This is a genomic window from Streptomyces sp. NPDC046866 (assembly GCF_040704625.1).
Taxonomy (GTDB): domain Bacteria; phylum Actinomycetota; class Actinomycetes; order Streptomycetales; family Streptomycetaceae; genus Streptomyces.
The window spans coordinates 42,395-59,437 of the sequence record NZ_JBEYXN010000005.1; the positions used below are offsets into that span (position 1 = coordinate 42,395).

Consider the following 17,043-nt stretch of genomic DNA (forward strand, 5'->3'; position numbering starts at 1 on the left):
TGACCGACGGGCAGTACGGGGCAGGAAGGTCAACAAGACCAGGAGGTGGCTTGCACGGTGTCCAGGGCAAGGACGGCCCGCCGGATCGCGGCGGGGGCGGCGTACGGCGGAGGCGGGCTCGGACTGGTCGGGGTCGCCGCCGTCGGGCTGGTGCTGGCCGAGGTCCAGTTCGCGAAGCGGACGGTGGGTACGGGGCTCGGGGACCCGCCGCGCGCGGACGGGCTGTACGGGAGCGAGTTCGGCGGCTCGCAGCCGGGTGATCCCGGGGCGGGGCCGCTGCGGCTCGCCATGATGGGCGACTCCACGGCCGCGGGGCTCGGCGTGCACCGGGCGAGACAGACCCCGGCCGCGCTGCTGGCCTCCGGGCTGGCGGCGGTGGCGGAGCGGCCGGTGGAGCTGCGCAATGTGGCGCTGTCCGGAGCCATGTCGGACGACCTGGACCGGCAGACCGGGCTGCTGCTGGACGGCTCCGGGCCTCCTCCGGACGTCTGCGTGATCATGATCGGGGCCAACGACGTGACGCGGCGGATGCCGCCCACGCAGTCGGTGCGGTACCTGACGTCGGCGGTGCGCAGGCTCCGCCTGGCGGGGTGCGAGGTGGTGGTCGGGACCTGCCCGGACCTGGGCACGATCGAGCCGGTGTACCAGCCGCTGCGGTGGCTGGCGCGGCGGGTGTCGCGGCAGCTGGCCGCCGCCCAGACCATAGGGGTGGTCGCGCTGGGCGCCCGCACGATCTCGATGGGCGACCTGCTGGGGCCGGAGTTCGCGGCGAACCCGCGGGAGATGTTCGGGCCGGACTCGTACCACCCCTCGGCCGAGGGGTACGCGACGGCGGCGATGGCCATCCTGCCGACGGTCTGCGCGGCCCTGTCGCTGTGGCCGGAGTCCGACCGCCTGGACGTGTCCCGGAACGAGGACGTGCTGCCGGTGGCCAAGGCCGCGTCGGCCGCCGCCGGGCAGGCGGGCACGGAGGTCTCCGCCGCCCGCGGGCCGTGGGCCCTCCTGAAGTACCGCCGCCGCCGGCGCGTCCCCACCGACCACCACCCCGCCCCGGACCGCGTCGCGGAGTCCCCGGTCGCGGGCTCCTGACGGGGCGGGCCCCGGCCCGGGCCGTCCGCGCAGCCGAAGCGTGCGCCCCTCCGGGGGCCTGACGGGTTCCGGGCGGCGTCCCGGGATGCTGCGCCGGGGCGCCGCGGACCGCGCGGAGCGATCGGCGTCACATCGCCCAAGCGGTGACCTTGAACGTACGGGCCGGTAACTTCGCTTGCGGTCCGTAACGAGCCGCACCTCACCTCCTGGAGCCCCGATGCCCGAAGCCGTCATCGTTTCCGCCGCCCGGTCGCCGATCGGCCGCGCCTTCAAGGGGTCCCTCAAGGACGTCCGCCCGGACGACCTCACCGCGACGGTCATCCAGGCCGCCCTGGACAAGGTCCCCGGCCTGGACCCGCGCGAGATCGACGACCTGATGCTCGGCTGCGGCCTCCCCGGCGGAGAGCAGGGCCACAACCTGGCCCGCATCGTCGCGGTGCAGATGGGCATGGACTACCTGCCCGGCACCACGATCACCCGCTACTGCTCCTCCTCGCTCCAGACCTCCCGCATGGCGCTGCACGCCATCAAGGCGGGCGAGGGCGACGTGTTCATCTCCGCGGGCGTGGAGACCGTTTCCCGCTCCGTGAAGGGCACCTCGGACGGCCTGCCCGACACGCACAACCCGCTGTTCGCCGAGGCCGAGGCCCGCACCGCCGCGGTGGCCCAGTCCGAGGGCTCCACCTGGCACGACCCGCGCGAGGACGGCCTGGTTCCGGACGCGTACATCGCGATGGGCCAGACGGCCGAGAACCTGGCCCGCCTCAAGGGCGTGACCCGCCAGGACATGGACGAGTTCGGCGTCCGCTCCCAGAACCTGGCCGAGCAGGCCATCAAGAACGGCTTCTGGGCGCGCGAGATCACCCCGGTCACCACCCCCGACGGCACGGTCGTCTCCGCCGACGACGGCCCGCGCGCCGGCGTCACCCTGGAGGGCGTCTCGGGCCTCAAGCCGGTCTTCCGCCCCGACGGCCTGGTCACGGCCGGCAACTGCTGCCCGCTGAACGACGGCGCCGCCGCGCTGGTCATCATGAGCGACACCAAGGCGCGGGAGCTGGGCCTGACCCCGCTGGCCCGGATCGTCTCCACGGGCGTGACCGCCCTGTCCCCCGAGATCATGGGCCTCGGCCCGGTCGAGGCGTCCAAGCAGGCCCTGAAGCGCGCCGGCCTGACCGTCGGCGACATCGACCTGTTCGAGATCAACGAGGCCTTCGCGGCCCAGGTCATCCCGTCGTACCGGGACCTGGAGATCCCGCTGGAGAAGCTGAACGTCAACGGCGGGGCCATCGCCGTCGGTCACCCGTTCGGGATGACCGGTGCCCGCATCACCGGCACCCTGATCAACAGCCTCCAGTTCCACGACAAGCAGTTCGGCCTCGAGACGATGTGCGTCGGCGGCGGCCAGGGCATGGCGATGGTCATCGAGCGGCTGAGCTGAGCCGCAGCGGAGGGTAGGGGTCGCCCGAGGCACGAGGGCGGCACCTGCCCGTAGCGCAGGCGAGGCTCAGCGCGACCAACAAAGCGAGCGGCTGAGCTGAGCCGCAGCGGAGGGTAGGGGTCGCCCGAGGTACGAGGGCGGCACCTGCCCGCAGGGGCTCCGGGGCCGTGTGCCGCAAGGGATCCGAGGGATGCCTTGCGGCCTGTTGACGCCGGATCCAATCCCCCCGCGGCCGACCTGTGACCGAATCTCCCCCAGGATGTGACCTTTCTCCTGGGGGATTGTTGTTTGCCCAGGTCAGGCCGGATCGACCGGTCTCCGGTGTGACGAAAGCCCTGTCCATTTCGTGACGTAATGCACTGCACGCCATTCCCAGGTCAGCACACTCTGATGTAGGAAGTCGGGGGATCGAGTCAAATCAGGAGTTAGTCAGTGAGCGCCATGTCTCTTGCCCTGCTGCTGACCACGGCCGTCGCCGCGGCCCTGGGCGCTGCTGCGCTGCACGCCGTCCACGGCCTCCGCAAGCAGGTCGCGGCCCTGCGCGGCGAGCTGGCCGTGCCGGCCCAGTCCCGCGGCGCGGGCGTCCCGCACGCCCGGCACGCCGTCGAGTCCCCCGCCGCCGAGATACGGGCCGCCGTGGCCGAGGCCCTCGCCGAGGAGCGCGAGCGCGAGCTCGCCGAGGCGCGGGCCTTCTGGGCCGCCCAGGAGGCCCGGGACGCCGCGGACGCCCCGTCCCTGCTGGGCGGGCTGCCGGGCATGGGCGAGGACGGCCCGGCCGTCTTCCTGCCGCGGCAGGCGGACCTGGTGGGTCTGGAGCCGGTGCTCGGCGAGGACACCGACGAGTACCCCGAGGACTCCCCCGAGCTGGCCGCCGCACGCCGCCGCCACCCCTCGCACCCCGACTTCGTCCCGGCCCAGCCAGCCCCGGCCGGTGTCGACCACGAGCGCACGGTGAGCCGGCTGGAGGAGCTCGCTGAGGCCCGTACGGCCCTCGCGGACGTCCGCCCGGGCCCGCTGGGCACCCTCGACGTGTACGTCTTCACCGACGGCACCACGCTGTGCATGACCCCCGGCCACCGGGAGACCGCGGAGCGCCTCGCCGAGGCCCTGCGCTCGGGCACCGCGCCGGTCCTGCTGGGCGGCTCGGGCATCTCGGGCGCGTACGCGCTGACGTTCTCCTGCGGCGGCGACGCCCAGGACCCCGACAACAACGTCTACATCCTCGCGGACCGGGTCATCGCGTCGCTCTGACCTCCGCCTGCTCCACCAGCGCCACGGCCTCGTCCAGCATCTCGGACGGGGCCGTCGCCGTGTCCGAGGCGGCCCGGACGTCCGAGGCGTCCGCGGTGCGCAGCGCCTCGGCGAGGTCGGCTCCGGCGACCGCCACCTGGTCGCCGACGACGAAGACCCCCGCGTCGGGCATCGTGCGCGCCGGAGCCGCCCCCGCGGGCGCTTCCAGCCGCTGGGCGCGCGCCGACAGCTCCCGGGCCAGTTGGAGGGCCTCGGCGGCGGCACCCTGCTGCAGGCGGCTCTGCGGCATGGCCCGCAGCCGGTCGGCGAAGCGTTCGACGACGGCGGTCAGGGGTGAGGTATCGAGCACCCGGCCGACCTTACGCGCCGCCCCGGCACCATTGCCAACGGGCGAACTCTCCGGCACGGTGACGTGAAGAGAACAGCACGGCAACCTTCCGGAGGCGCCCATGTCCGTAGAGTTCTCGGAGCAGACGCACCGCAACATGATCGACAGAATCCCCCTGACCACCGGTCGTGACCTCGCCGACTGGCTCCGGACCGTGGACGAGGGCCCCTCCCTCGTCCGGTTCGAGGAGAAGGTCAGCTGGCTGCGCGGCGCGCACGAGCTGTCGTACGGCCAGGCCAAGGCGATCATCCACGAGTACGACCTGCGCCGGGCCGCCCGCAAGTTCGGCTGAGCCCGCCCCCCGCACGCCGCGCGCACCCCGCGCGCCCGTTCCGACCCCGATCCCGACCCCTCCGCCCCCGATCCGTACCCGTCCACGAACGCGGGAAGGCCCCGCGAGCGGTGTGCTCGCGGGGCCTTCCCCTGACCGGTTGACCGGTCGACCGTTGCCGACCGCCGCCGGGACTAGTCGTCGCCGGAGAGGATCTGGAACAGGCGCAGCAGCTCCAGGTAGATCCACACCAGGGTCATGGTGAGGCCGAAGGCCGCCAGCCAGGCCTCCTCGCGCGGGGCGCCGTAGGTGACGCCGTCCTCGACCTGCTTGAAGTCCAGGGCGAGGAAGGCGGCGCCGAGGACCACGCCGATGACGCCGAACAGGATGCCGAGGCCGCCGCTGCGGAAGCCGAGGCCGTCGCCGCCCGCGAAGAGCGAGAACAGCAGGTTGGCGACCATGAGCAGCATGAAGCCCATGGCGGCGGCCATCACGAAGCCGTAGAAGCGGCGCGTGACGCGGATCCAGCGCATCTTGTACGCGAAGAGCACCGCGGCGAAGACGCACATGGTGCCGAGCACGGCCTGGACGACCACGCCGGCGCCGATGTAGGTGCTGGTCGCCGAGCTGATGACGCCGAGGAAGAAGCCCTCGAAGGCGGCGTAGCCCAGGATGATCGCCGGGGAGGGCTTGCGCTTGAAGGTCTGGACGAGGCCCAGGACCATCGCGACGAGCGCGGCGGCGATCGCGATGCCGTACGACTTGTTGATGTTCGCCGGGTCGACGGGCAGGGCGATCCAGGCGAGCGTCGCGGTCAGGACGACCGTGCCGAGCGTCATGGCCGTACGGCTCACGACGTCGTCGATGGTCATCGCTCCGGCGCGCGCCGGAGCCTGCGGCATGCCGGTGGTCGGTTCGGTGGCGTAAGGATTCGTCGCGTACGGGTTCGCCCCGGCCTGCTGGTACTGCATGTCGAAGCCCGCGTGGGCACCGTTGTCGCGGCTGAACCCCCGTCGCGAGAAGACCGGGTTGCTGCTCCTCATCTCACTCCTCCATGGCCGCCGAGCGCGGCCTTGCGTCAAGGGTAATGCGTTCGCAAAAAAAGCACCCTACTGCTGGAGGAGGATCTTAGGAGAACCCCCGGAAAAGCGCAGGGGGGCATCGCGGGGCGCGTCGCGGCGCGGGACTCGGGGCGCGCGGCCGGGTGCCCCCGGGCATGGAAAAGGCCGAACTCCCGGGGTGCCAGGCGGATCGGCCGTGGTGAAGAGTGCCCGGAGCCGGACTTGAACCGGCACGACCTGAAGGCCAGCGAGGTTTAAGCTCGCCGTGTCTGCATTCCACCATCCGGGCAGGACGGGGCGGCCCCCGCGGAAAAGCACCGGACGCCATGTCGAGACTATCGGGAACGCCCAGGTCGGGGGCGGGTCCTTGATCCGATGTTGTCTGATTTTATTGGCGCTTGAGGGTCCGTCAGGACGAGAAGGCGCGGTCGGCACCCTGACGGCCGAGCTCACCCCCGAAAAGGGAATGACGGGATTTCGATGGCCCGCGCCACCCCGCCCGCCACCCCGCGCGCCACCCCGGGCCACCCCGGCCACCCCCGGTCCGCCGCGGCCGGTCCGGGCCCCGTCTCCGGGGCCGTGTCATACCAGAGGCGTATGAGCGCCGCCCCGCGGTCAGACTCCAGTGGGCCGACGAACGGGCACCTCGGCTGATCCCCCGCCCCCGTGGGCGCGGTGACGATGGAAGGGTCCCGCCGATCCGCAGACCGCAGTGGCCGTCCGCAGCCCGAGGAGTCCCCCCGTGACCACCATGAACTACGCCCCGCACACCGCCCAGGCCGTGGCCGCCCGGGCCACCGGCCTCTCCAAGGTGTACGGCCAGGGCGAGACCCGGGTGGTCGCCCTCGACAACGTGTCCGTGGACTTCGGCCAGGGCCAGTTCACCGCGATCATGGGCCCCTCGGGCTCCGGCAAGTCCACGCTCATGCACTGCGTCGCCGGCCTGGACACCTTCAGCTCCGGCTCGGTCCGCATCGGCGACACGGAGCTCGGCAGCCTGAAGGACAAGCAGCTCACCCGGCTGCGCCGCGACAAGATCGGCTTCATCTTCCAGGCGTTCAACCTACTGCCGACCCTCACGGCCCTGGAGAACATCACCCTCCCGATGGACATCGCGGGCCGCAAGCCCGACCGGCAGTGGCTCGACACCGTCATCGAGATGGTCGGCCTCTCCGGCCGCCTCGGCCACCGCCCCACCCAGCTCTCCGGCGGCCAGCAGCAGCGCGTCGCGGTCGCCCGCGCCCTGGCCTCCCGACCCGAGATCATCTTCGGTGACGAGCCCACCGGAAACCTCGACTCCCGCTCGGGTGCGGAGGTCCTCGGCTTCCTGCGCAACTCCGTGCGCGAACTCGGCCAGACCGTCGTCATGGTCACCCACGACCCGGTGGCCGCCTCCTACGCCGACCGCGTCATCTTCCTCGCCGACGGCCGCATCGTCGACGAGATGCTCCGCCCGAGCGCCGACGGGGTGCTCGACCGCATGAAGGCCTTCGACGCCAAGGGCCGCACCAGCTGAGTCCCTGACACCGGCCGCGCCGAGCCGACCCGCCCGACCGGGCCGCCGAGCCGGCCGGCCGGCCGCCCCCGCACGACCGCCCCCGCGCCCCGCCGCACCGTCGCCCCGCCGCACCGGCGGACCACCACGACTTCTGGATTCCCATGTTCCGTACCGCCCTGCGCAACGTGCTCGCGCACAAGGCCAGGCTGCTGATGACGGTCCTCGCCGTCATGCTCGGCGTCGCCTTCGTCTCCGGCACGTTCGTCTTCACCGACACCGTCAGCAAGGCGCTGTCCGACCAGTCCCGCAAGAGCTACGACGGGGTCGCCGTCTCCGTCACCCAGTTCGGCCCCGGCCGCACCGAGGACGGGGCGAAGGAGGAGGGCGAGCCCGGCATCAGCCAGCAGACCCTCGACAAGGTCGCCCGGCTGGACGGGGTCGACTCCGTCGCCGGCCGGGTCTCCGGCTTCGCCGGCGTCCCCGACCGGCGCGGCAAGCTGATCGGCACCGGCTGGGCCAACCAGGGCGCCAACTTCGCCCCCGCCAAGGACGGCAAGGACCCCCGCTACGCCTTCACCGCGGGCCACGGCCCGGCCAAGGCCGACGAGATCGCCCTGGACAAGGCCTCCGCCCGGGCCGGCGGCTACTCCGTCGGCGACAAGGTCCGCGTGGCCACCAACGGCCCGGTCAAGGAGTACACCCTCGCCGGTGTCTTCACCACCGAGGACGGCGCGGTCAACGCCGGCGGCTCGCTCGTGCTCTTCGAGGCCAAGGTCGCCCAGGAGCTCTACCTCGCCCCCGGCTACTACTCCGAGCTCGCCGTCGCCGCCAAGCCCGGCGCCGACGCCGCGAAGCTGCTCGCGGAGGTCACCCCGGTCGTCGGCAAGCACGCCAAGGCCGAGACCGGCGCCGCCCTGGCCGAACGCAACGCCAAGGACATCGAGAAGGGCATGGACGGCATGAAGACCGGCCTGCTCGGCTTCGGCTTCATCGCGCTCTTCGTCAGCGTCTTCCTCATCTACAACACCTTCACCATGCTGGTCGCCCAGCGCACCAAGGAACTGGCCCTGCTGCGCGCCGTCGGCGCCACCCGCAGCCAGGTCCGCCGGTCCGTCCTGAGCGAGTCCCTGCTCGTCGGCGTCATCGCCTCCGTCCTCGGCCTCGGCTTCGGCGTGGCCCTCGCCGCCGCCCTGCGCTCCGCCATGGACGGCTTCGGCGCCAAGATCCCGGCCGGCCCGCTGGTCGTCTCCCCGACCGCCGTGGTCACCGCGCTCGTCGTGGGCCTGGTCGTCACCGTCCTCGCCGCCTGGCTGCCCGCCCGCCGCACCTCCAAGATCCCTCCGGTGGCCGCCATGGGCAGCGCGCACCTGCCGCAGAGCGGAAAGTCCCTGGTGGTGCTGAACAGCTTCGGCGGCGTCCTGACCGCGATCGGCTCCGGCCTGATCGTGATGGGCTCCTCCAAGGGCGGCGAGACCGGCCGCTGGATCATCGGCGGCGGCGCGTTCTTCACCCTCATCGGCGTGGCCGTGCTGATCCCGATGCTGTCGCGCCCGCTGATCGCCGTCGTACGGCCGCTGCTGACCCGCGTCTTCGGCGTCGCCGGCAACCTGGCCGCCCGCAACGCGGTCCGCAACCCGCGCCGCACCGGTGTCACCGCCGGCATGCTGACCATCGGCCTCACCCTGGTCACCGGCCTGACCGTGCTCGGCGTGACCGTCGGCAAGGCCGTCGACCGCTCCACCACGGACCAGCTCCGCGCCGACTACGTGCTCTCCATGGCCGGCGGCGGCGACCTGGACCCCTCGGTCCTGACCGCCCTGGAGAAGACCCCCGGCGTGGCGGCCGTCTCCGGCCAGCAGTCCGCCTACTTCAAGGGCGCCGACGGCACCTTCCACTCCGCCTCGGGCGTGAACCCCGCCGCCCTGGACAAGGTGGTCAACTTCAAGGTGGTCAGCGGCTCCGTCGCCGGCCTCGCCCAGGGCCAGGTCGCCGTCGCCGACAAGACCGCGAAGAAGGCCGGCCTCTCGGTCGGCAGCACGGTCGAGGCCTCCTTCGACGGCGGCGCCAAGAAGTCCCTGAAGGTCGCGGCGGTCTTCGAGGAGAGCGAGCTGGTCTCCCCGTACGTCCTGGACGCCCGGCAGATCCCGGTCGAGGCCGGCGAGAAGCCGCAGATCCGCCAGGTCTTCGTGAAGATGGCCGGCGGCGAGTCCCGGGCCGACGAGCAGAAGGTCATCGACGCCCTCGGCGACAACCCCGCCATCAAGATCGAGAACAAGCAGGACATCCGCAACACGATGGGCGGCATCATCAACACGATGCTGAACGTGATGTACGGCCTGCTCGGCATGGCCCTGGTGATCTCGGTCCTCGGCGTCGTCAACACCCTCGCGATGTCGGTCTTCGAGCGGACCCAGGAGATCGGCATGCTCCGCGCGGTCGGCCTGGACCGGGGCCGGGTCAAGAACATGATCCGCCTGGAGGCCGTGGTCATCTCCCTCTTCGGCGCGGTGCTCGGCGTCGGCCTCGGCACCTTCCTCGCCTGGGCGCTGGGCCGCACCCTCAAGACCACGATCCCGAACTACGAGCTGGTGGTCCCGTTCGACCGGATCGGCGTCTTCCTGCTGCTGGCCGCCGTGGTCGGCGTCCTGGCCGCCCTGTGGCCGGCGCGCAGCGCGGCGAAGCTGAACATGCTGACGGCCATCAAGACCGAGTAGCGGCGGGTCAGGACGCCGGACGCGGCACAAGGGCCCCGGGGCAGCCGCCCCGGGGCCCTTCCCGCGTGCGGGTACGGCGGCTACGCGCCCCAGGTGCGCAGCCGCAGCGGCAGGTCCGAGGCCCCGTCCGGGCCGGACCGGACGGCGAGGACCTGGTTGACGCCGAGGCGGCCCCGCTCGAAGCCCAGCGCCGAGGCGGCCATGTACAGCAGCCACACCCGGGCCCGCCCGGGCGAGGTCAGCCGTACGGCGTCCTCCCAGTGCTCCTCCAGCCGCGCCACCCAGGCCCGCAGGGTCAGCGCGTAGTGCTCGCGCAGCGCCTCCACGTCGCGGACCTCGAACCCGGCCCGCTCCAGCTCGCCGACGGTCGTACCGAGCGGCGCGAGCTCGCCGTCGGGGAAGACGTAGGCGTCGATGAACTCGTCGACGCGGTAGGCCGCTTCGTCCGGCTCGGGCCGGCGGGCGATCTGGTGGTTCAGCAGCCTGCCGCCGGGGCGCAGCAGCCCGTACAGGAGGCGGGCGTACTCGCGGTAGCGCTCGGCGCCGACGTGTTCGGCCATCCCGATGGACGAAATGGCGTCGTACGGACCGTCCTTGACGTCCCGGTAGTCCTGGATGCGGATCTCGACCCGGTCCGCCAGGCCCTCCTCCGCGACCTGCTTGAGGGCGAACGCGGCCTGCTCGCTCGAGAGCGTGATGCCGGTGACCTTCGCCCCGTACTCGCGGGCCGCGTGCAGCGCCATGGAGCCCCAGCCGCAGCCCACGTCGAGGAGCCGGGCGCCGGGCGCGAGGGCCAGCTTGCGGCAGACCAGGTCGAGCTTGTCGCGCTGCGCCTCCTCCAGGGTGCCGCCGGGGCTCCAGTAGGCGCAGGAGTACACCATCGACGGGCCGAGGACCCGTTCGTAGAACTCGTTGCCCACGTCGTAGTGGTGGCTGATCGCCTGCTTGTCACGGCTGCGGGTGTGCAGCGGCCCGCCGCGGCGGAGGGCCTCCTCGGCGGGCGGCGCGGGCGGCGGCAGCGGCCGGGCCAGCGCGACCAGTTCGCGTACGGCGGCCCGCGCGGCGGGGTCGCGCAGCAGCGCGGCGGTCCCGGCTGCGCCGGCGGCCCGCCGGGACGGGTGCGGGCGGGGTTCGGGGGCGGCGTCGGCCCCCCGCTCCCAGAGCAGTCCGGAGACCCGGTCCAGCAGGGCGTACAGGTCGCCGTCGACGGTGAGGTCCCCGGCCACCCAGGCGCGGGCCAGGCCCAGTTCGCCCGGCCGCCACAGCATCCGGCGCAGGGCGCGCCGGTGGGCCAGCACCAGAACGGGGCCGCCGGGCGGCCCGGCCTCGCTGCCGTCCCAGGCCCGGATCCGGACGGGCAGCGGGGCGCCCAGCAGGGTCTCGGCCACAGCGGCCAGCCGCGGCGCGGCGTCGGTCATCTCGGCACCTCCAGAAACGATCCGGCGGAACGGCATACCCAGATCCGTCCCCGGCCAATCTGCGGGAGGAGCGCGCGGGGGGGCGCGGCGAGGAGGAACGCGCGGGAACGCCGAAGGGGCCGCCCGCACCACGGATGGCGGGCGGCCCCTTCGGGGCGTACTGCGTGCCTTCGGTCAGGCCCGGGTCAGGAGGCCTTGGCCTTCTCGGCGGGCGCGGCCGCGGCGGCCGGAGCCGGGGCCGGCTTGGCGGCCTCGTAGAACTCCTCGCGCGGGGTCTCCAGAGCACCGAGGGAGACGACTTCGCGCTTGAGGAACATGCCGAGGGTCCAGTCCGCGAAGACGCGGATCTTGCGGTTCCAGGTCGGCATGGCCATGCCGTGGTAGCCACGGTGCATGTACCAGGCGAGGCGGCCCTTGAGCTTGATCTTCATCTTGCCCATGACGATCATCGCCACGCCCTTGTGGAGGCCGAGGCCCGCCACCGCACCCTTGTTGGAGTGCGAGTACTCCTTCTGCGGGAAGCCCCGCATGCCGGAGACCACGTTGTCGCCGAGGACCTTGGCCTGGCGCAGCGCGTGCTGGGCGTTCGGCGGGCACCAGGCGTTCTCGACGCCGGCCTTGCGGGCGGCGACGTCCGGGACCTGGGCGTTGTCGCCGGCGGCCCAGATGTAGTCGGTGCCCTGGACCTGGAGGGTCGGGGCGGTGTCGACGTGGCCGCGCGGGCCGAGCGGCAGGCCGTAGCGGGCCAGCGCCGGGTTGGGCTTGACGCCCGCGGTCCACACGATGGTGTTGGAGTCGACCTCGAGGCCGTTCTTCAGCACCACGTGGCCGTCGACGCAGGAGTCCATGGAGGTGCCGAGGTAGATCTCGATGCCGCGGGACTCGAGGTGCTCCTTGCCCCAGGTGCCGAGCTTGGGCCCGACCTCGGGGAGGATCTTGTCGGCCGCGTCGACCAGGATGAAGCGCATGTCCTCGCGCTTGATCGTGGAGTAGTACTTCGCGGCGTCGCGGGCCATGTCCTCGACCTCGCCGATCGTCTCGGCGCCGGCGAAGCCGCCGCCGATGAAGACGAAGGTGAGGGCCTTGCGGCGGACGTTCTCGTCCGTCGTGGACTCGGCCTTGTCGAGCTGCTCGAGGACGTGGTTGCGCAGGCCGATGCCCTCCTCGACGCCCTTCATGCCGATGCCCTGTTCGGCGAGGCCGGGGATCGGGAAGGTGCGGGAGATGGCGCCGAGCGCGATCACCAGGTAGTCGAAGGGCAGCTCGTACGCCTCGCCGACGAGCGGCGTGACGACGGCGACCTTGCGGTCCTGGTCGATGCTGGTGACCCGGCCGGTGAGAACCTCAGCCTTGGGCAGCACGCGTCGCAGCGGGACGACGACGTGCCGAGGCGAGATGCTGCCTGCGGCCACTTCGGGGAGGAAGGGCTGGTAGGTCATGTACGAGCGCGGGTCGACGACCGTGACGGTCGCCTCGCCGTAGCGCATCTTCTTCATGATGCGCTTGGCTGCGTACAGGCCTACGTACCCACCTCCTACAACGAGGATCCTGGGACGCTCCGTGGTGCTCATGGAACGAGTATCCAGCACCCCCAGGGGTGATGCTCGTGAGCCCCTTCACAAGAAGCCGGAGGGCCTCTGCTACACTGCGCCGCCCACGTGACGGAGGTCATGGCCCCGATCGGGAACCACGGGGTAGCCGGATTCGTTGTTCACCCGCCCTGAACTGGCCTCCAGGCCGAAAACCGGAGTAGACCACCGGGTTCGTCGGTACCTACCGACCCGGCCCCGCCCCCTCCTCGATTCACACGAACGCACGCACAAAACGGGCCTCCGCGCCCTCGAAAGACCCCCGGGGGCCTTCGACTTGGCCCAACCGGCCCCTTTTCCTTGTGAAGAACTTCACGAACTTTCTTCGGAGAGAGGGCCGAAGGACCCCCAGAAAGGTTCCTCCAGCCCCTCCCCGACCCGCACAACCCTCTGGTCAGCCGCCGACGAACTGCTCGCACGCGAGGCGGAAGCGGTCAGCGCCGGCTCCGGGCGATCAACCGGCCTGCGGCCATGCGCATCCTTGCGGCCCTGACCGCGCTCGGCGACGACCCGTTCCGCGAGGACGCGGACATCGACAAGCCCACCGGCCCCTCCGGCCTCTACCGGCTGCGGGCCGGCAGCTACCGGGTGGCCTACCAGGTCCTGGACGACGAACTCGTCGTCCTCGTCATCGAGGTCGGCGACCGGCGGGACGTCCAGCGCAGTCTGTCAGGGCGGACCTGCCCGGGGGCTCTCCACGGCCCCCGGGCGGGTCACGGGCCGGTCAGGCGATGGACCAGGCGATGCCGTCCAAAATGTCGTGCTCCGAGACCACGACCTCCTCGGCGCCGATGCGATCCATGATCGAGAGGAGGACCAGGGCGCCGGCTCCGATCACGTCGGTCCGGCCCGGGTGCAGGACCGGGATGGCGGCGCGCTCGGCGTGGGTCGTGGTCAGCATCCGCTCGGTGATCTCGCGGACCTGCGCACGGGGGATCCGGGAGTGGTGGATCTCCGAGGAGATGTACTCCGGCAGGCCGAGCGCGATCCCGGCGATGGTGGTCACCGAGCCGGCCAGGCCGACCAGGGTGCGGGCCTCGCGCAGCGGCACCGTCTGCTCGGCCAGGTCCAGGGCCGCGTCGATGTCGGCCCGTATGGCGGCGACCTGCGCCTCGGTCGGCGGGTCGGTGACCACGCCGTCGACGACCAGGTGGCGCTCGGTCATCCGGACGCAGCCCACGTCCACGGAGCGGGCGGCCCGGACGTGCTCCCCGCCCACGACGAACTCGGTGGAGCCGCCGCCGATGTCCACCACCAGGAACGGCTTGTCCATGTGGTCGGTGCCCGCCAGCTCCTTGGTGGCGCCCGTGAAGGAGAACTCGGCCTCCTGGTCGCCGGAGATCACCTCGGGCTCGACCCCCAGGATGTCGACGACGCCGCGCACGAAGTCCTCGCGGTTCTCGGCGTCGCGGGAGGCCGAGGTGGCCACGAACCGCAGCCGCTGCGCCCCGAGCTCCTCGATGACCGCCGCGTACTCGCGGCAGGCGGCGAAGGTGCGCTCCAGGGCCTCGGGGGCCAGCCGGCCGGTCTTGTCCACGCCCTGGCCGAGGCGGACGATCGTCATCCGCCGGTCCAGCTCGACCAGCTCGCCGGTGGCCGGGTCGCAGTCGGCGACGAGCAGGCGGATGGAGTTCGTACCGCAGTCGATGCCGGCGACCCGGGTCATGCGTCGCCCTCCGCGTCCTTCTTCTCGCCGCAGGGGGTGACGCAGGGGCCCTTGGCCCACCACTCGGGCAGCATGGCCAGGGCCTCGTCGCCGAACGGGTTCACGCCCGGGCCGGCGGCCAGCGAGTGGCCGACCAGCACGTGCAGGCACTTGACCCGGTCGGGCATGCCGCCGGCGCTCGGGAAGCCCTGGAGCACCTCGATGGCGTCGCGGCGCCGGATGTAGTCCTCGTGCGCGGCGCGGTAGGCGGCGGCGAGCTCGGGGTCCTCGGCGAGGCGCGCCTGCATCTCCTTCATCACGCCGTTGGCCTCCAGCGTGCCGATCGCGGAGGCCGCACGCGGGCAGGTCAGGTAGTAGAGGGTGGGGAACGGCGTGCCGTCGGGGAGGCGGGGGGCGGTCTCCACCACGTCCGGCTGACCGCACGGGCAGCGGTGGGCGATGGCGCGCAGCCCGCGCGGCGGGCGTCCGAGCTGCTGCTCGAACGCCTCGATGTCCGCGTCGGTCGGCTCGGTCCGGTCGGTCTGGGGCGGGGGCGTCTGCATGCCTGGAAGGAGTCTCTTCGTTCTCGTGGATGGGTGCTGCTCGTACTGCTCGTGCTGCTCTTACTGCTCTTACTGCTCGTGCGCTCGTGCTGCTCGTCCGCTGCCGAGTCGGTCGCGGCTCAGCCGCCGGGGCGGTCGGCCTTGTCCACGCCGTCCCAGACGTTGGAGTACCAGGGCCGGTCGGACCCGGCCCGGCCGGTGCGGCGGTGCTCCGCCGCCTCGGCGCCGGGATCGTTCATGATGTAGCCGATCTCGCCCGGCCGCACGAAGTGCAGGTGCTTGCGCGCCTGCTGCTCCGCATAGGCGTTGTCCTGCCAGCGGGCCTTCTCGTCGCGCAGGCGTTCGAGGCGCTTGCTCGCCGCCGCGGCGGCCCGCTGCTGCTCCGCGATCTCCGAGCGCTGGGAGACGTACTGGCGCATCGGGTACGCCAGGGCGACGACCAGCGTACAGAGGACGAGCACGAGCAGGGCGGCCCGGCCGGTGAGCCGGCTGCGGCGGACCTGGCGGCGGCTCTGCGAGCGGTAGACGTGGGCGGCGGTCCGCTCGCCGAGCTGCCTCAGCCTGGTCGCGGTGGAGAAGGTGGAGAACCGATCCCGGTTCCCGGCCATTGCTCCCGCCTCCCCTCTGTCCGTACTACGCAATACGTCCCCGCACACGGTACGGGACCGAGTGCGGGGACGTACGGAGGCTCAGGGACCGTCAGCCCTTGAAGCGGGGGAACGCGCTGCGGCCCGCGTACACCGCGGCGTCGTCGAGGATCTCCTCGATGCGCAGCAGCTGGTTGTACTTGGCGACGCGCTCGGAGCGGGCCGGGGCGCCGGTCTTGATCTGGCCGCAGTTGGTGGCGACGGCGAGGTCGGCGATGGTGACGTCCTCGGTCTCACCGGAGCGGTGCGACATCATGCACTTGAAGCCGTTGCGCTGGGCGAGCTCGACGGCGTCCAGGGTCTCGGTCAGCGAGCCGATCTGGTTGACCTTGACGAGCAGGGCGTTGGCGGTGCCCTCCTCGATGCCGCGGGCGAGGCGCTCGGGGTTGGTGACGAACAGGTCGTCGCCGACGAGCTGGACCTTGGCGCCGAGCTTCTCGGTGATGACCTTCCAGCCGGCCCAGTCGTCCTCGAACAGCGGGTCCTCGATGGAGACGAGCGGGTACGCGGAGACGAGCTCCTCGTAGTACTCGGTCATCTCGGCGGCCGAGCGGGCCTGGCCCTCGAAGTTGTACTTGCCGTCCTTGTAGAACTCGGACGCGGCGACGTCGAGCGCGAGCGCGATGTCCTTGCCCGGGGTGTAGCCGGCCTGCTTGATGGCCTCGAGGATGAGGTCCAGGGCCTCGCGGTTGGAGCCGAGGTTCGGGGCGAAGCCGCCCTCGTCGCCCAGACCGGTGGACAGGCCCTTGCCCTTCAGCACGGACTTGAGGGTGTGGTAGACCTCGGTGCCCCAGCGCAGGGCCTCGGAGAAGGACTCCGCGCCGATCGGCGCGATCATGAACTCCTGGATGTCCACGTTGGAGTCGGCGTGCGAGCCGCCGTTGAGGATGTTCATCATCGGAACGGGCAGCAGGTGCGCGTTCGGGCCGCCGAGGTAGCGGAAGAGCGGCAGGTCCGAGGCCTCGGACGCGGCGTGCGCGACGGCGAGGGAGACGCCGAGGATGGCGTTGGCGCCGAGCGAGCCCTTGTTGTCGGTGGCGTCCAGGTCGAACATGGCCTGGTCGATCAGGCGCTGCTCGGTGGCGTCGTAGCCGACGAGCTCCGGGCCGATCTGCTCGATGACCGCGAGGACGGCCTTCTCGACACCCTTGCCCTGGTAACGGTTGGGGTCACCGTCACGGAGCTCGATGGCCTCGAAGGCACCGGTGGAGGCGCCGGACGGAACAGCAGCACGGCCGGTGCTGCCGTCGTCGAGGCCCACCTCGACCTCGACCGTGGGGTTGCCTCGGGAGTCCAGGATTTCCCGGGCTACGACGACGTCGATGGACGGCACGAGCATCTCCTTCTGGGATGTGACGCTGGGTGTGCGGTGGCGGGTACGGCCGTGGGATGGCCTTGCCGCCTAGAGCCTAACCGGCTCCCGGCAGTCGGCTGGCCGACCGCCCGGGTCCTGGGACGAAAAAGAGCCCGA

General features: G+C 72.1%; 14 protein-coding genes, 1 tRNA gene and 1 pseudogene. 7 read left to right on the forward strand and 9 right to left on the reverse strand.

What is annotated here, in order from left to right; all coding sequences use genetic code 11:
* Positions 1–57 precede the first annotated feature (57 nt).
* The 3 genes from AB0953_RS10335 to AB0953_RS10345 all read left to right on the forward strand — a co-directional run bounded on the left by AB0953_RS10335 (position 58) and on the right by AB0953_RS10345 (position 3,778).
* On the forward strand, positions 58–1,089 hold the full coding sequence (locus tag AB0953_RS10335; RefSeq protein WP_366858986.1) for an SGNH/GDSL hydrolase family protein: 1,032 nt from the start codon (positions 58–60) through the stop codon (positions 1,087–1,089).
* Positions 1,090–1,306: 217 nt separating this feature from the next.
* Entirely contained in the window at positions 1,307–2,527 is a 1,221-nt protein-coding gene (locus AB0953_RS10340; protein ID WP_366858987.1) for an acetyl-CoA C-acetyltransferase, read from the forward strand.
* Positions 2,528–2,968: 441 nt separating this feature from the next.
* Positions 2,969–3,778, forward strand: a complete 810-nt coding sequence (locus tag AB0953_RS10345; RefSeq protein ID WP_366859199.1) for a hypothetical protein — start codon at positions 2,969–2,971, stop codon at positions 3,776–3,778.
* On the opposite strand, the gene AB0953_RS10350 is transcribed toward AB0953_RS10345, so the two are convergent.
* Complete coding sequence (locus AB0953_RS10350; RefSeq protein WP_366858988.1) at positions 3,762–4,127, reverse strand: hypothetical protein; 366 nt, start codon at positions 4,125–4,127, stop codon at positions 3,762–3,764. The two genes, AB0953_RS10345 and AB0953_RS10350, sit on opposite strands and share 17 nt — an antisense overlap.
* Before the next feature lie 100 nt (positions 4,128–4,227).
* Between AB0953_RS10350 and AB0953_RS10355 the strand changes: the two genes are divergently transcribed.
* A complete protein-coding gene (locus tag AB0953_RS10355) occupies positions 4,228–4,458 on the forward strand; it encodes a DUF4287 domain-containing protein (protein ID WP_366858989.1) in 231 nt (76 codons plus the stop codon).
* 173 nt (positions 4,459–4,631) lie between these two features.
* Here AB0953_RS10355 and AB0953_RS10360 read toward each other — a convergent pair whose 3' ends face one another.
* Both AB0953_RS10360 and AB0953_RS10365 read right to left on the reverse strand, forming a co-directional pair.
* The gene (locus AB0953_RS10360) at positions 4,632–5,480 is read right to left on the reverse strand and encodes a Bax inhibitor-1/YccA family protein (RefSeq protein WP_366858990.1); all 849 of its coding nucleotides are present in this window, start codon (positions 5,478–5,480) and stop codon (positions 4,632–4,634) included.
* 225 nt (positions 5,481–5,705) lie between these two features.
* Positions 5,706–5,787: transfer RNA gene (locus AB0953_RS10365), tRNA-Leu, on the reverse strand.
* A 462-nt stretch (positions 5,788–6,249) separates the two neighbouring features.
* On the opposite strand from AB0953_RS10365, the gene AB0953_RS10370 reads away from it, so the two are divergent.
* Together AB0953_RS10370 and AB0953_RS10375 are read left to right on the forward strand one after the other, a co-directional pair.
* Positions 6,250–7,014, forward strand: a complete 765-nt coding sequence (locus tag AB0953_RS10370) for an ABC transporter ATP-binding protein (RefSeq protein WP_366859201.1) — start codon at positions 6,250–6,252, stop codon at positions 7,012–7,014.
* A 143-nt stretch (positions 7,015–7,157) separates the two neighbouring features.
* On the forward strand, positions 7,158–9,710 hold the full coding sequence (locus tag AB0953_RS10375) for an FtsX-like permease family protein (protein ID WP_366858991.1): 2,553 nt from the start codon (positions 7,158–7,160) through the stop codon (positions 9,708–9,710).
* 80 nt (positions 9,711–9,790) lie between these two features.
* On the opposite strand, the gene AB0953_RS10380 is transcribed toward AB0953_RS10375, so the two are convergent.
* Both AB0953_RS10380 and AB0953_RS10385 read right to left on the reverse strand, forming a co-directional pair.
* Positions 9,791–11,128: a cyclopropane-fatty-acyl-phospholipid synthase family protein gene (locus tag AB0953_RS10380; protein ID WP_366858992.1), complete on the reverse strand. Its 1,338-nt coding sequence runs from the start codon at positions 11,126–11,128 to the stop codon at positions 9,791–9,793.
* Between the two features lie 185 nt (positions 11,129–11,313).
* Positions 11,314–12,699 carry an NAD(P)/FAD-dependent oxidoreductase gene (locus tag AB0953_RS10385; RefSeq protein WP_366858993.1) on the reverse strand — a complete coding sequence of 462 codons (1,386 nt, stop codon included), beginning with the start codon at positions 12,697–12,699 and terminating at the stop codon, positions 11,314–11,316.
* Between the two features lie 408 nt (positions 12,700–13,107).
* On the opposite strand from AB0953_RS10385, the pseudogene AB0953_RS10390 reads away from it, so the two are divergent.
* Positions 13,108–13,386: pseudogene (locus AB0953_RS10390) on the forward strand (type II toxin-antitoxin system RelE/ParE family toxin); the annotation flags it as partial.
* A gap of 55 nt (positions 13,387–13,441) precedes the next feature.
* Here the strand turns inward: AB0953_RS10390 and AB0953_RS10395 are convergent.
* From AB0953_RS10395 to eno, 4 genes are all read right to left on the reverse strand, one after another.
* Positions 13,442–14,383 carry a Ppx/GppA phosphatase family protein gene (locus AB0953_RS10395; RefSeq protein WP_366858994.1) on the reverse strand — a complete coding sequence of 314 codons (942 nt, stop codon included), beginning with the start codon at positions 14,381–14,383 and terminating at the stop codon, positions 13,442–13,444.
* Positions 14,380–14,925 carry a DUF501 domain-containing protein gene (locus AB0953_RS10400; protein WP_366858995.1) on the reverse strand — a complete coding sequence of 182 codons (546 nt, stop codon included), beginning with the start codon at positions 14,923–14,925 and terminating at the stop codon, positions 14,380–14,382. Before AB0953_RS10400 ends, AB0953_RS10395 begins: the two co-directional genes overlap by 4 nt.
* 119 nt (positions 14,926–15,044) lie before the next feature.
* Positions 15,045–15,533, reverse strand: coding sequence for a septum formation initiator family protein (locus tag AB0953_RS10405; RefSeq protein ID WP_366858996.1), 489 nt, complete (start codon positions 15,531–15,533; stop codon positions 15,045–15,047).
* A 91-nt stretch (positions 15,534–15,624) separates the two neighbouring features.
* Positions 15,625–16,911, reverse strand: coding sequence for a phosphopyruvate hydratase (gene eno / locus AB0953_RS10410; RefSeq protein WP_366858997.1), 1,287 nt, complete (start codon positions 16,909–16,911; stop codon positions 15,625–15,627).
* Positions 16,912–17,043: the final 132 nt, after the last annotated feature.